Raw genomic sequence first — 15,217 nt, forward strand, 5'->3', positions numbered from 1 at the left:
AGGATGATAGATATGGATAAAAAAAATATATTAATAGCAGGTGTTGGGGGTCAGGGGCTAGTTATAGCAACTCAAATAATAAGCGAAGCTGCTATAGAAGAAGGATATGATGTAAAAACTAATGATGTTATAGGTTTATCTCAAAGAGGTGGTAAAGTATATGGGAGTGTTAAAATAGGTAGTAAAGTATATTCTCCAAATATTCCTCATGGAGAGTGTGATATATTACTTGCCATGGAGCCTATGGAAGGGTATAGATATTCTCATATGATAAAAGACAATGGATTAGCTATTGTTAACACCTATAGAATACCATCAACTAGTATTCAGCAAGAGGTAGAGGAATATCCAGAAGGAATACTAGATGATTTAAAGCAAAAGTACAGAGTAGTAGATATAGATGTAATAAAGGTAGGAAAAGAAGTTGGAAATACTAAAGTAGGTAATACTGTTCTGATAGGAATTATGGCAAAAGAATTAGACATAAAAAAAGAAACTTGGGAAAAAGTAATTCAAAAAAATGTTCCAGAAAAATTTATAAAACACAATATAGAAGCTTTTAATATTGGATATAATCTCTAGATATAAAAAATCCCTAGAAATTTTTCTAGGGGTTTTTTATTTTATAAAAGTTCATCTCCAGGATTCCAATCAGCAGGGCAAAGGCCGCCAGCTTGAAGCCCTTGTAAAACTCTTAGAGTTTCATTTGCACTTCTACCTATGTTTAAATCATGAACAACAGAGTATCTTAATACTCCATCAGGATCTATTATGAATAAACCTCTTAATGCTATACCTTCTTCTTCTACATAAACTCCATAATCTTTAGATACTTTATGAGTATTGTCAGAAGCTATAGGGAATTTAAGTTTTCCAAGACCGCCCATATCTTTAGATGAATTTATCCAAGCTTTATGAGAATGAACACTATCTGTACTTACAGCTAGAATTTCTGCATTAAATTTCTTGAATATGTCATATTTATTATCTAAAGACGTTATCTCTGTTGGGCAAACAAAAGTAAAATCAAGTGGATAAAAGAACATAACAAGCCATTTACCTTTATAAGAATCAAGTGAAACTTCTCCGAAATTTTCTCCATCACCTAATGCTGTTTGCATTTTAAAATCAGGAGCTTTTAAACCTACCATTCTTTCCATATTAATACCTCCTATGTTAAATGAAAATTATTATCAATCTCAATTTATTTATTCCCACTTTAAAAAGATATAAACACAAAATTATTATTTTTTAATATTAAAAATATATTATAGAAAGAATTCTTTGGATTATAATAAATTTATATTATATAAATGGAGGAATTTTTATGATAGATACAAGACTGGATACATTTATAACTGTTGTAAAAACTAAAAACTATACAAAGGCAGCTCAAATACTGAATTTAACGCAACCAGCAGTATCTCAACAAATTAAATATTTAGAGAATTACTATAACGCAGAACTTATTAAAAAAGCTAATAAAACAATATATCTAACTAAAGAGGGAGATATATTATATAATTATGCTCAAAAAATAAAAGCTTTAAATAGAGCTTTAAAATTAGAAATAAAAAACAACTCATCTTCAAAGAAAATACACAATGTCGGTGCTACTATGACAACAGGAGAATACGTAATGCCTTATATACTTGGTGATTACAAAAATGATTATCCAAATATAGATATCATACTGAGTGTTGATAATACCAAAGTAATAATTGAAAAATTAATGGGTGGAGAAATAGAAATTGCTTTGATAGAGGGATACTTTGATAAAAATAAATTTAAATATATAAAACTAAAGGATGACGAACTTGTATTAGCTGTATCTCCTAAACATGAATTCGCACATAAAAGAGAAGTTGAATTAGAAGAAGTAATAAAAGGGAATCTAATACTAAGAGAAAAAGGATCTGGAACAAGAGATATATTCGAGAGAAAGATATCTGATGTTGGATATGATATTGAAAATGTGAATGTGTATATGGAAATACGAAGCATAAACGCTATAAAATCTCTTGTTGAATCAAACCTTGGATATACTATAATTTCAAAAGAGGCTATAAAAAGAGAGGTGAATTTAGAACTTATAAAAATAGTGCCTATAAAGAATATTAAGATAGAAAGAGAATTCAATTTTATATATAAAAGTAGCTCGTTTTTAGATTTTATAAATAGCTTTATAAAGTACTGCTACAACCATAAATAAAATTTATGTATGCATAATAAATCATAATTTTTAATTATATACATTCTTTGCTATAATCTAGCTAGGGAGTGATGAAATTGAATAAAATAAAAAAAATATTACCAGGATTGTTATTTGTGTTTTTAATATCAACAATATCTATGTTTATAAACGATAGCATAAAACACATAGTAAACTTAGAGGCATTGACAATAGGTATTATAATCGGAATTATATATAATAATACTTTTAAGACTACAGATGTATTGAAGCCTGGAATTACCTTCTCGCTTAAAACATTACTAAAGTGGGGTATAGTATTACTTGGATTTAAGCTTAATTTTAGAGCACTTATAGAGTTGGGTCCTAAAGTTGTAATAATGATTGTATTATACGTTCCATTTGTTTTAATATTATCGTACTTATTTGGGAAAGTATTCAATATAAATAATAAGGTAGCTGTTTTGCTTGGAGTAGGGTCTGGTATTTGTGGGGCTTCAGCAGTTGTTGCAATGAGTAGTTGTATAAATGCAGAAGAAGATGATTCAATTGTAGCTGTATCTATAATAAACTTTTTAGGTGCTATAGGTGTACTTGCATACTCTACTATAGCAATAACTTCGAGCATGAGTAATTTAGAATATGGTATTTGGTCTGGAATTTCTCTTCAAGGAGTAGCACATGCTATTGCAGCAGCATTTGCAAGGGGAGATCAATCCGGAGAAATAGGTACATTAGTAAAAATGGGAAGAGTGGTGATGTTAGTTCCTGTTTCACTAGTTCTTAGCTATTTATTTAATAAAGAAAATAAAGAAAGTAAAGTGAAGTTTCCAATGTATATACTGTACTTCGTATTAGCTGGAATAATAAGCTCTTTGAATATACTATCTTTAGAGTCGATAAAAATATTGGCCAAATTAAGTTCTATATTTATACTAATGGCAATGGTTGGTATGGGCCTTAATGTAGATATTAAGAGTATAAAAGATAAGGGGATTAAGGCTCTTATCATGGGAAGTTTGTTGTTTTTAATAATATCTATAACTATGTATTTTGTATCTACAGCTATTGTGTAAAATAAAATTCATAAAATCTTAAATTTATCATAAAAAACGGTTTGAATTCAAAGTTCAAACCGTTTTTTATAGTATAATAAGATTATATTATGGTTAAATATAGCATAAAAGTAAAAAACCGGGGGTGCAAAAAATATGAAAAGGGAACTTGTTATAAGTATAGACAAATTAAAAATAGGGATGATTCTTGCACAGGATATTATAAATAAAAATGGTATATGTTTATTATCAGAAGGATTTGAATTTAATGATATACCAAAAATAAAAAATATGCTTTTAAGTCATAATATATATAACATAAAGGTTATTATTGAAGAAGATATGGATGATATTTATACAAAAGAATATTTTGAAGTTTATGATTTTAGAAAAAATATAAATAATCTACTTAATGGCTTAAAAAAAGATTTTTATTGTATAGAAACAGGTGGAAAAATAAAAAAAGATGATTTTGAAAAAACTATAGAAAATGCAATTAATTCATGCGATGGAAATTTTAATTTATTTAAACTTATAAACAAAATAAAAGATATGGAAGACTATATATATATGCACTCTATGACTGTTGCTTTGATAAGCTACCAGATAGGAAAATGGATGGATTTAAGTGAATGTGAATTAAAAGAACTTACCCTTGCTGCTATATTAATTGATTTAGGAAAAATAAAAATACCAAAGGATATTATTGAAAAAACAGAAACTTTAACAAAAGAAGAATATGAAGAAATAAAAAAACACTGTATTTTAGGATATAATATGGTTAAAAATAATTGTGGTATAAACAATAAAATCAAAAGAGCGGTATTAGAACATCACGAAAGAATAGATGGAAGTGGATATCCTAAAGGAAAAAAAGCAGAAGAAATATCGTTGTATGCTAAAATAATATCAATAGCTGATGTGTACAGTGCTCTTACATCTAAAAGACCCTATAGAGATAGGAAAACTCCATTTGAAGCTATAAAAATACTTGAAAAAGAGTTTTTGTCTAAATTAGATACTAAAATTCTGTATTTATTTCTGAAAAAGATTGCTGGAGAATATTTAGGAAGCAAAATTATTTTAAATGATGGAAGAACTGCTACGATAATATTTATACCATCTCAAAATATATGTAGGCCTTTAGTAGAAATAGAAGGAACTGGTGAAATAATTGATTTAAGTAATAATCAAAATTCTAAATTATATATAAAAGAATTTATATGATATATAATATAACTGTGGATAGGTGATATTATGAGAGGTTTGATATTAGAAGGAGGAGGATCAAAAGGATCCTATCAAATTGGAGCATATAAGGCATTAAAGGAAATTGGTATAGACTTTGATGGAATCGCAGGGACTTCTGTTGGAGCACTTAATGGAGCACTGATTGTTCAAGATGAATATGAAAGGGCTCATGAAATATGGTCAAATATAACCCCTCAAAAGGTGATAAATATAGAAAATGAAGTATTTGAAAAAATAAAGGATATAGATATAAACATAAAAAACTTTAACATGATAATAAAAATATTATCTAATACTTTAAATAATAAAGGATTGGACATATCACCTTTAAGAGCTATGTTGACGGAATATATTGATGAAAATAAAATAAGGAATTCAAAAAAAGATTTTGGAATAGTAACAGTATCTATTAATTCATTAAAACCACAAAGGTTGTTCCTTGATGATATACCTCAAAACATGCTAGTAGACTATCTAATAGCGAGTTCAAGCCTGCCTATATTTAAGCTAGAAAAAATAAATGGAAAGTTGTATTTAGATGGAGGATTTTACGATAATCTTCCTATCGGTCTCTTGAAGGACAAAGGATATGATGAATTAGTAGTTATAAGGCTTTATGGAATAGGAAGAACAAAAAGAGTAAATACAAAAGGAATGAAAATATTATATATAAATCCATCTGAACATCTTGGGCCTACTCTTAATTTTAATAAAACTAGGAGTGAAAGGAATATTAAACTAGGTTATCACGATGCCTTAAAGCGTTTGAGTCAATTATATGGGAATAGGTATTATTTTAAGGTAGATGAAACTTGTGATGAGTTTTATTTTAATTTAATGAAAAATATGAATAATAATACTGTAACTAAACTAGCAGATAAACTAAAAATCAAAGGAGAAGCTTCCCTGAGATTATTGTTGGAAAAAATAGTTCCTAAACTAGGAGAATTATTGCACCTTGGGAAAACATTTTCGTATAAGGATTTAGTAATAGCCATATATGAAATGAGGATGGAACAGTTAGGATTTGAAAGATTGAAAGTATATAACTTTAAACAAGTATTCTGTTATATAAATAGAAATTATAATTTTGAAGAATGTGAATGTAAAGATATTTTAAATAGAATACTAGTCAAAAAAGAAGATTTAATAAACAATATTATTAAAGATATTATAATGGATATACAAGATAGAATCGAATGATGCTTTTGGAAAAAAATATCACAAAATACGACAAAAATTTAAAAAATCAGAAAATAGACCGGGGATTATATTGACAAAGAAAATAATATTTTGTAAAATAGAATTGAAAAATTGATAATATTTTTCATGGAGGATGCAGATGAGTAAATATTTGGTTAAAAAGGTATTGAGTAATAATGCTGTTTTCGTTAGCGAAGGAGATAAAGACTATATACTTTTAGGCAAAGGAATAGGTTTTTCTAAAAAAAAGGGTATGGTCTTAGAAAAATTAGACAATATAGAAAATACATTTGTAGCACTTACTGATGAAGACAAAAATTTAATATACAATGTAGATAAAGAAGTATTAGAAATAGTTGAACAAATAATAGATATGGCATCAAACGAACTTAAAGAAGACTTAAATCCACATATTCATGTTGGGCTTATAGACCATATTAACTTTGCTATAAAAAGATTAAGAGAAGGAATCGAAATAGTAAACCCTTTTTTAGTAGAGACAAAATTAATGTATCCTAAAGAATACGATATAGCTAGTAAAGCTGTAAAGATGCTTAAAGGAAAATTAAATATAGAAATACCTGACGCAGAAATAGGTTTTATAGCTTTTCATATACATGGAGGAAGAAGTAATGCTAGTAAATCTGCAGCGTTAAAAAATACCAAATTAGTTAATATGATAGTTGAATATGTTGAGAAAAAGTTAAAAATGGATATAAAAACAGATTTTTTGATATACAATAGGTTTGTATATCATTTGGTCGCTTTACTTGATAGAGTAAACAGTGGGAAAACTGTAGTAAATAACTCTTTAGAGACAATAAAAAAAGAATTTTTCTTTGAATATAAAATAGCATATGATATTTCTAAAATAATTCAAAATGAATTGAAAAAAGAGGTTTCTCAGGATGAAGTAGGCTATATTGCACTACATATATACAAACTTAATAGCTTATAAAGAGACTATTAATAGCTTATAATTAAAGAGACTATCGGTGTGTTACTGATCATGCAGGCATTAACCAAAGTGTTTTATGAATATGTACGTTTTTTAGGATATTGACGTACGATTTTGTTAAAAATATTCATAAGCATTTGTTGATGTCTTTTTATATTATATAAAAATATCCAAAAACAAAAAAGCACAAAATAAATTGATGAGGTGAATTTAAAATGGAAAGAAAAGTAACTATAAAGAATGAAAGTGGAATACACGCTAGACCAGCAGCATTACTTGTTAAGAAGGCTTCTGAATTTGAATCTAAAGTTGAAATAGATTTCAATGGAAAGAAAGTAAACGCAAAATCTATAATGGGAATAATGAGCTTAGGCGCTTCAAAGGGAAGTGAAATAACAGTAATAACAGACGGTTCAGATGAAGATAAAGCTGTAAATGCGGTTGCTGAGCTTATTGAAGGTGGATTCGGAGAAGCATAATCAATACCTGTATATGAAGGAGAGATTAGAATGATTAAAGGGACAAATGCATCGCCGGGTATCGCTTTGGGGAAAGCGTTAGTATTAGAACATAATGAAATAGTTATAGAAAAGAAAACCGTAGAGAATATAGAGTTAGAACAGAAGAAATTAACTGATGCAATAGATAAATCAAAAGAAGAATTAACTAAGGTTAAGGAAAAGGCTTTAGCAGAGTTAGGAGCAGAAAAAGCTGAGATATTTGAAGCACACCTACTAGTTCTTCAAGATCCAGAACTTGTAGATTCTACTTTAAATAAAATAAAAGATGAAAAAGTAAACGCTGAGTATGCATTTAATGAAGTAAAGAATATGTTTGTTTCTATGTTTGAATCTATGGATAATGAATATATGAAGGAAAGAGCAGCTGATATAAAGGATGTAGCTAATAGAGTTTTAAGACATATATTAAATATAAAATTCGTAGATTTATCAGCTCTTGAAAATGAAGTTGTATTAATTGCTAATGACTTAACACCATCTGATACTGCAACTATGAATAAGAAAAAGGTTCTAGGTTTTTTAACAGACATAGGTGGAAGAACATCTCATACGGCTATAATGGCTAGAACATTAGAAATACCAGCGGTTGTAGGGCTTAAAAATATAACTGAAACTGTTAAAGATGGAGACTGTATAATATTCAACGGAGAAACCGGTGAAGTTATAATAAATCCAGATGAGAATACTATAAATGAATATAAAGCTTTAAAAGAAAAGTTTGAAAAAGAAAAGAAAGAATTAGAGTCTTTGAAAGGACAAGAAAGTAAAACACTAGATTCAAGACATGTAGAGTTAGCTGGTAATATCGGAACTCCAAATGATGTACAAGGTCTTATAAATAACGATGCAGAAGGCGTTGGACTTTATAGAACTGAGTTTTTATACATGGATAGATCTGATTTTCCAACAGAAGGAGAGCAATATGAATCTTATAAAGCTGTTCTTGAAAGTATGAATCCAAAGCCTATAGTTATAAGAACTCTTGATATAGGTGGAGATAAAGAGCTCTCTTACCTGAAAATGGATAAGGAAATGAATCCTTTCTTAGGATATAGAGCTATAAGATTATGTCTTGATAGACAAGATATATTCAAAACTCAATTAAGAGCTCTTTTAAGAGCTAGTGTACATGGAAACTTAAGAATTATGTTCCCTATGATATCTAGTCTTGAAGAATTACTTTCAGCAAAAGAAATTCTTGAGTCTGTTAAATCTGATTTAGATAAAGAAGGAATAGATTATAGCAAGAATATAGAGGTTGGGATGATGATAGAAGTTCCATCAGCAGCATTAATATCAGACATTCTTGCAAAGCATGTTGATTTCTTCAGTATAGGAACTAATGACTTAATCCAATACACTACTGCAGTAGATAGAATGAATGAAAAAATACACAATCTATACAATCAATTCAATCCTGCTGTTTTAAGACTTATTAAGATGGTTATAGACAATGGTCATAAAGAAGGTAAATGGGTAGGAATGTGTGGAGAAGCTGCAGGAGACAAGAGGATGATTCCAATACTTCTTGGAATGGGACTTGATGAATTCAGTATGAGTCCAATATCTATACTTCCAGCTAGAAAGCTTATAACTTCATTAGAGTATGAAGAGATGAAGAAAGTAGCTGAAAAGGTAGTATCTATGAGTACTGCTAAAGAAATAGAAGAATATATGCAAAATAATTTTGCTTAAACAATGAAAACCTTATGTCGATATCGGCATAAGGTTTTTATATGCGAAAAATTAGATTCTACTTTACAAAATATCCTAAAAGCTCTATTATTATTTTGTAATGATGTATCTAATATTTAACAATAAAAGAAGTATTCTATAAAAAAAGACATAATGTTTGATAGGGTTAAGGGGGAGAAAATTTGAAAAGTTTAAAGCAAAAAATCATGATTCCAGTATTGTTAGTATCTATACTAGGTTTTTTATTGTTATCTTATTATGGATATAATGAAGCTAGAGGAATAATTATTAAACATGTGGAAGAAATTGCTCGAAATAAAGTTGAAAAGTTAGTAGCAGTTATAGATAATGAAATTCATGAATGGAAGGTTGAAATGGAGTTACTTGCCTCTGTAGATGTGGTAAAAAATATGGATATTCAAGGGCTTAAAGAGCTCGTTTCTGATAATGAAGATATATTTGGTCAATATGAAATTATATTTATTTCTGACAAAGATGGAATGTATGTCAGTACGAATGGAAAAGAAGGAGACCTTAGTTTTAGGAAATATTTTATTAAGGCTATGGCTGGAAAGACGGTTGTGTCAGAGCCAGTAATGTCCATAAGTACGGATAGTCCTATTATTGTAATTGCATCACCAATTAAAGATGATCGTGGGAATATTATAGGTTTAATAGGAGGAACGGTGAGTTTATCCTATATAACAGATATAGTAAATGCTGAAAAATTAGGAGATACAGGATATGCTTATATGATTAACAAAGAAGGTTTAATAATGGCTCATCCTAAAAAAGAAATGATACTTAAATATAATGCTTTAAAAAGTGGAAATGATACCGTTATAGAAATTATTACAAAAATGATAAATAAAGAACATGGAATAGGGTATTATGAATTTGAAGGTGTGAAAAAAATAAGTTCCTATATGCCAATAAAATCTACAGATTGGAGTATAGCAGTTACTACTAACTATGATGAGGTAACAGCAGGTGTATTAATATTAAGAAATAATATGTTTGTAATTGGTATTATTGTTATGGCTTTAGTTTCGATATTATTATATTGCATTACAAATGATTTAGTTAAGCCTATTAATAAATTAAAAAATTATATGGAAATAGCTAGTACAGGAGATTTAACAGTTTGTTCGGATATAAAGAGTAATGATGAAATAGGTGTACTTTCAGATAGTTTTAACACCTTAATAAAAGAAAATAAAAGATTACTAGAAGAAAGTACCAAGTATAATAAATTAAAGACCGAATTTTTTTCTAATATATCTCATGAATTAAAAACGCCATTAAATATAATTTTTTCTAGTACTCAACTATTACTATGTACTACAAATGATAATGAAGATATTGATACTAAAAAATTAAACAAATACATAAATATGATAAAACAAAATGGTTATAGATTGTTAAGGTTGGTTAATAACTTAATTGATATTACAAGAATAGATTCAGGATTTATAGAATTAAACTTAAAAAACGAAAATATTGTGGAAGTTGTTGAAAGTATAAGTTTATCAACGGCTGAATATGTACAAAGCAAATCGAGAAAAATCATATTTGATACGGATGTAGAAGAAAAAATTATGGCTTTTGATTCAGAGAAGATCGAAAGAATTATATTAAACCTTATTTCTAATGCTGTTAAATTTACGAAACCAGAAGATGAAATAGAGGTTGGTATTCATGATAAAGGTAAAAACATTTTAATTTCTGTAAAGGATACAGGGATAGGTATTCCAGAAGAAAAACAAAAAATGATTTTTGAAAAATTCATGCAAGTACATCCTTTATATAATAGAAATAGCGAAGGTAGCGGAATTGGCCTATCTATTGTCAAATCATTGGTTGATATGCATGGCGGAGAAATTAATGTAAAAAGTAAATGTGGGGAAGGAACGGAGTTTATTATTCAATTACCTGCTAAACTTGTTTCTGAAGAACAAAAATCACTAATAGATGATTTTGCGCAACAAACTAATATAGAGAAAATGCAGATCGAGTTTTCAGATATATACGAGTAAAGTGAAACTTAATTCAGATGGAGTTTTTACTCAAACTGAATTTTTAGCTGAGCTAATCCAGAAGATGTTAGGTTCTTACCTCTAATTATCTTCTCAAGAGGTTAAATATTAATATTAGTCATCCTTTATAATAATTAGTTTTTGTGGTGAAAACAATTTTATTATGAAGTGGTGACTTTTTTATGACTAGTTTTAAGATTTACAAATAAAGGCTTGTGGTAAAAATTGTATATTTTCATTATGATATAATATATGGTGAGAATTTAAATAAAAACTGTGGTGGTGTTTTGATGAGTAAATATGTATACACTGGGTCATCTAATACTGGGAAGACGACTAAGTTGATAAGTATATATAGAGAATTTATAAAAAATAATGTAGATGAAAATAGAATAATTGTATTTATAAACGCTAAGTCCCAAAAAAAGATTTGGGGAGATATAGATACTAGTACATTCTATAAAATAATTAAAAATCATATAGTTCTATTTTGGCCTTTGGTACAAAAAAATATAAAAGTAAAAAAGACTACTCCTAAGTTTTTGGATATGGAGATAAGTGAATACCTTCTAAATAAACTTGTGGACAGATATAGAGAAGGTGGAAGGTTTTTAGATATAAATATACCTAACTCAGTTTTATCATCTGATATACTCAATAATGTATCTAAAATATCTCTAAACTGCATCGAATTTAATGAAGTAGATAAGTATTTAGTTAATTTTTTAGATATAGAAGATGTATTTGCGAAAGAAAATATTTTATCTATGAAGGATATAATAAATGTATTTGTTAAAAAAAATATAAGCGAAGGTGTCTTGAATTTTAGTTTGGCATCATATCTTTTCAACAAATATATAATAGATGATCCTTTGTATGAGGAATATATAAAGAATAACATAGATTATTTTATTGTTGACGATATCCAGGAAAAGTCATTTCTTGAGCTTAAATTTATAAATAAGGTTATGAGCATAGTAAAGGAAACTCATATAGCTTATAATTCAGATGGAGCTATAACTAAGATATTAGGAGCAGACGAGGAGTCTTTCAAACATCTAATACTCCCTAAGTGTGAAAAAATAGATATGGGAATATCTGATGCTATAAATATAGAGAATATAGAATTTAAAAATAGTACCATGAGAAGTGAGATGATACTTAAAATATCTGAAGAGATTAACAATTTACTAAAGAATGGATACAAAGAAGAAGATATAGATATAATAGGCCCATTTGTAGATTCAATATTTGAAAATAGAATAAAAAAAGAAATGGAGAAGAACGGTTTGAATGTAAGTATTATGACTAGAAGCGGTTCTCTTACTGATAATCCATATATTAATAGTTTGGTTACTATAACACTTTTAGTAAATAGTTCTTGGAAAATGAGTCCTAATAAAGATTCTATATGTAAGATGGTATCCTTTGTACTAGGTTCAGATATGATAAGGTCTAGGCATATAACTAATAAGATAACTCAAAAAGAGCCTTATGAACTTCCAGAAATTGAAGAGTTAATATCTATTGATATAAATGAGGAGTATATAAATAAATATGAAATTTTAAAAAATTGGATATACGAAAACACAAACAGCGAACTTGATATGGACAGGTTCTTGAAAAAAATGTTTTTGGATATATTACTGCCTCTCGATGTAAGTGCTGAAAATTTAAGTACATGCAATTATTTAATAAATCTAGCAAAATCATTTATAGACTATGCCAATGAGAATGAAAAATTTAAAGATAATAAAAATAAATTATTTATAGATATGATTTTAAAGGGAATAAGGGTTTCTGATACAAAAGATGATACTCAATCAAATGGAATAAAGGTTTGGTCATCGTATTCTTACTTATTAAGCTCTAAAAATAGTAAAATACAGATATGGACAGATTCAAGTTCAGATGTATGGCATCAAATAGGTATAAAAAAATATTACAATCCATTTATCTTTTTGAGAGAAAATAAAGGTGAAAAATGGAGCTTTGATAACGAAGAATTATATAGATATAATCAGACTAAAAGTGTAGTAGATAGTTTGCTTAGAAAAGCTTCGGATAAAGTATATATATACAGTAGCGAATTTAACTCTAATGGATATGAACAAAAGGGTGAGCTTAATAAATATATAAGTAAGATAGGTACTTAAAGGAGATTTATTATGAAATGGAGAGAAGGTCAAATACAAGTAATGCAGTATAAAGGGGGTACACTTGCTGTACCATCTGTTCCAGGTGCTGGAAAAACTACAGTTATAACATCAAAGACGGCAGAACTTATAGAACAAGGTTTAAATAGAGATGGCAAAATTCTTATAGTTACATTTACTAATAGTGCTGTATCAAATTTTAAAACAAAGCTAAAGACCTTACTAGAAGATAGAGGGCTTGATAGCAATAAGGGATGGGAATGTAAGACTCTTCATTCTCTTGCGAATTCTGTAATAAGAGAAAGCCCAAAGGATGCAGGTCTTGATGATGATTTTGAAGTTATAGATGATATTGAGGCTAACGAGATAATTAGAAAGCATTCATTTGAATTTTACAAAACTTATAAGCATATATATTCTAGATATTTAAATATAAGAAATAATAGCTCTCAAGAGTATATACAAAAGATTGAAAAAAAATGGAATGATAAATTTATATCTGTAGCAAAGAATATAATAAGTTATTTAAAGTCAAAAGGAATAACGTACAATGAAGCTCAGGAAATATTAAGGAATAATCCTAAGATGGATGATCTTTTAAAGATAATAGTTAATATATATATATTGTATGAAAAGGATCTTATAAAAAAAGGGAAACTAGATTATGATGATATAATAATAAGAGCTTTAAAGCTACTTGAAAATAAACAAGATATATTAAATAAATTTCAACAAAGATATACATATATATTTGAAGATGAGGCTCAGGATTCATCTCCTGCTCAAGAAAAGATACTAGCATTATTATCTAAAGATAACAAGAATTTAGTTAGAGTTGGAGATCCTAATCAAGCTATAATGTCAACTTTTACAAATTCTGATCACAGGCTTTTTAGAAGATTTTGTGAAAGAGAAGATGTAGATAAAATAGTCATACCAGTATCTAGTAGAAACACAAAAAATATATTAAATCTTGCAAATTACTTAGTAAAGTGGAGCAATGAAAATGGTATGGAGCTAAATAAGGACGAGGTTTTGGTTAATCAGTACATAAAGCCTGTTGATGAAGATGATCCATTCCAAAATCCTGTTATAGATGATATCGGTATATATACAAGAGCTTGTCAAAATGAAGATATAGAGATGAAGGATGTAGTTTGTAATATAAAAAATATTGTAAAAAAATATCCAGATAAAACAATAGCACTGCTTCTTAGATATAACTACAAGATAGATAGGTACATTAATTTGTTTGAAAAAGAAGATATACCATATCAAGTTATAGATAAATATAGGGGAGAGGCAGCTCTTGTAATTGAGAAAATAGGAAAGATAGTAAGCTTTATAGCAAATCCAGATAAAGGCAGTTTATTTAAAGTTATAGATATGGTCTATAATGAAGAACTTAGCGAAATGCAAAAAAGTGAAATAGATAAATATGATATAGAAGATATCTTTTTTCCTATGGGAAAGAAATCTATACAAAAGATGGATATAGGCACAGAACTAGAAGAACTACTTAATAATCTTAGAAATTTATTTGAATACTCAATACAGAAGATAGATAAATTTTTAGTTCAAATAGGAGAAGAGTTTAAATTCAACTTGCAAGAACTTGCAATATTAGATTATATATCGAGTATATGTAACAAAATGTTTTTTGAAAACAGTAACTTTACATTAGAACATTTGGCTTATGAGCTTTTAAAAAATAAAAATTCATTTAATTATTTTGCATCTATGGTATTTGAAGAACAAGGGTATGAACCACAAAAAGGAAGTGTTACTATAACTACTTGTCATAAGGCTAAAGGTCTTGAATGGGACATAGTAATTATACCTCATATGACAATATCTGATTATCCTGGTAAATTTAATGATAAGTTTATAGGAGAGCTGTATTATTTGAAAGAAGAATATAAAAACATAGAAACTTTATACAAATCTGAAATAGATTATTTAATAGAAAATAAAGAAACTAAAAATATCACGAGAAAGATGAAGGGTGATATACTATCTGAAACTTTAAAACTTGTGTATGTAGCCTTTACTAGAGCTAAAGAGCGGTTATATGTATATACAAATGGAAAAGAATCGAATCATTCTATATACTTTAATGTAATACAAAAATTTATAGAAGGGAGTAAATGA

At 27.9% G+C, this 15,217-nt stretch carries 12 protein-coding genes; 11 read left to right on the forward strand and 1 reads right to left on the reverse strand.

Annotation, left to right across the window (positions count from 1 at the left end; translation table 11 throughout):
- Nucleotides 1-12: 12 nt before the first annotated feature.
- Nucleotides 13-582 carry an indolepyruvate oxidoreductase subunit beta gene (locus tag M2214_RS04470; protein ID WP_248483221.1) on the forward strand — a complete coding sequence of 190 codons (570 nt, stop codon included), beginning with the start codon at nucleotides 13-15 and terminating at the stop codon, nucleotides 580-582.
- 41 nt (nucleotides 583-623) lie between these two features.
- Here the strand turns inward: M2214_RS04470 and M2214_RS04475 are convergent, their stop codons facing one another.
- Entirely contained in the window at nucleotides 624-1,160 is a 537-nt protein-coding gene (locus M2214_RS04475) for a peroxiredoxin (RefSeq protein ID WP_248483222.1), read from the reverse strand.
- Between the two features lie 167 nt (nucleotides 1,161-1,327).
- Between M2214_RS04475 and M2214_RS04480 the strand changes: the two genes are divergently transcribed.
- From M2214_RS04480 to M2214_RS04525, 10 genes are all read left to right on the forward strand, one after another.
- On the forward strand, nucleotides 1,328-2,212 hold the full coding sequence (locus M2214_RS04480; protein WP_248483224.1) for a LysR family transcriptional regulator: 885 nt from the start codon (nucleotides 1,328-1,330) through the stop codon (nucleotides 2,210-2,212).
- A 77-nt stretch (nucleotides 2,213-2,289) separates the two neighbouring features.
- Complete coding sequence (locus M2214_RS04485; protein ID WP_248483227.1) at nucleotides 2,290-3,267, forward strand: YeiH family protein; 978 nt, start codon at nucleotides 2,290-2,292, stop codon at nucleotides 3,265-3,267.
- 135 nt (nucleotides 3,268-3,402) lie between these two features.
- Nucleotides 3,403-4,473, forward strand: coding sequence for an HD-GYP domain-containing protein (locus M2214_RS04490; protein ID WP_248483229.1), 1,071 nt, complete (start codon nucleotides 3,403-3,405; stop codon nucleotides 4,471-4,473).
- A 30-nt stretch (nucleotides 4,474-4,503) separates the two neighbouring features.
- Nucleotides 4,504-5,700, forward strand: a complete 1,197-nt coding sequence (locus M2214_RS04495; protein WP_248483231.1) for a patatin-like phospholipase family protein — start codon at nucleotides 4,504-4,506, stop codon at nucleotides 5,698-5,700.
- Between the two features lie 139 nt (nucleotides 5,701-5,839).
- Nucleotides 5,840-6,658 carry a PRD domain-containing protein gene (locus M2214_RS04500; protein WP_248483234.1) on the forward strand — a complete coding sequence of 273 codons (819 nt, stop codon included), beginning with the start codon at nucleotides 5,840-5,842 and terminating at the stop codon, nucleotides 6,656-6,658.
- A 215-nt stretch (nucleotides 6,659-6,873) separates the two neighbouring features.
- A complete protein-coding gene (locus M2214_RS04505) occupies nucleotides 6,874-7,137 on the forward strand; it encodes a phosphocarrier protein HPr (protein WP_248483236.1) in 264 nt (87 codons plus the stop codon).
- A 30-nt stretch (nucleotides 7,138-7,167) separates the two neighbouring features.
- Entirely contained in the window at nucleotides 7,168-8,874 is a 1,707-nt protein-coding gene (gene ptsP, locus M2214_RS04510; protein WP_248483238.1) for a phosphoenolpyruvate--protein phosphotransferase, read from the forward strand.
- A gap of 182 nt (nucleotides 8,875-9,056) precedes the next feature.
- Complete coding sequence (locus tag M2214_RS04515) at nucleotides 9,057-10,910, forward strand: sensor histidine kinase (RefSeq protein WP_248483240.1); 1,854 nt, start codon at nucleotides 9,057-9,059, stop codon at nucleotides 10,908-10,910.
- A gap of 290 nt (nucleotides 10,911-11,200) precedes the next feature.
- Entirely contained in the window at nucleotides 11,201-13,066 is a 1,866-nt protein-coding gene (locus M2214_RS04520; protein WP_248483242.1) for a hypothetical protein, read from the forward strand.
- Between the two features lie 12 nt (nucleotides 13,067-13,078).
- Complete coding sequence (locus M2214_RS04525) at nucleotides 13,079-15,217, forward strand: ATP-dependent helicase (protein WP_248483244.1); 2,139 nt, start codon at nucleotides 13,079-13,081, stop codon at nucleotides 15,215-15,217.

The organism is Tepidibacter aestuarii (genome assembly GCF_934924865.1).
Classification (GTDB): domain Bacteria; phylum Bacillota; class Clostridia; order Peptostreptococcales; family Peptostreptococcaceae; genus Tepidibacter_A; species Tepidibacter_A aestuarii.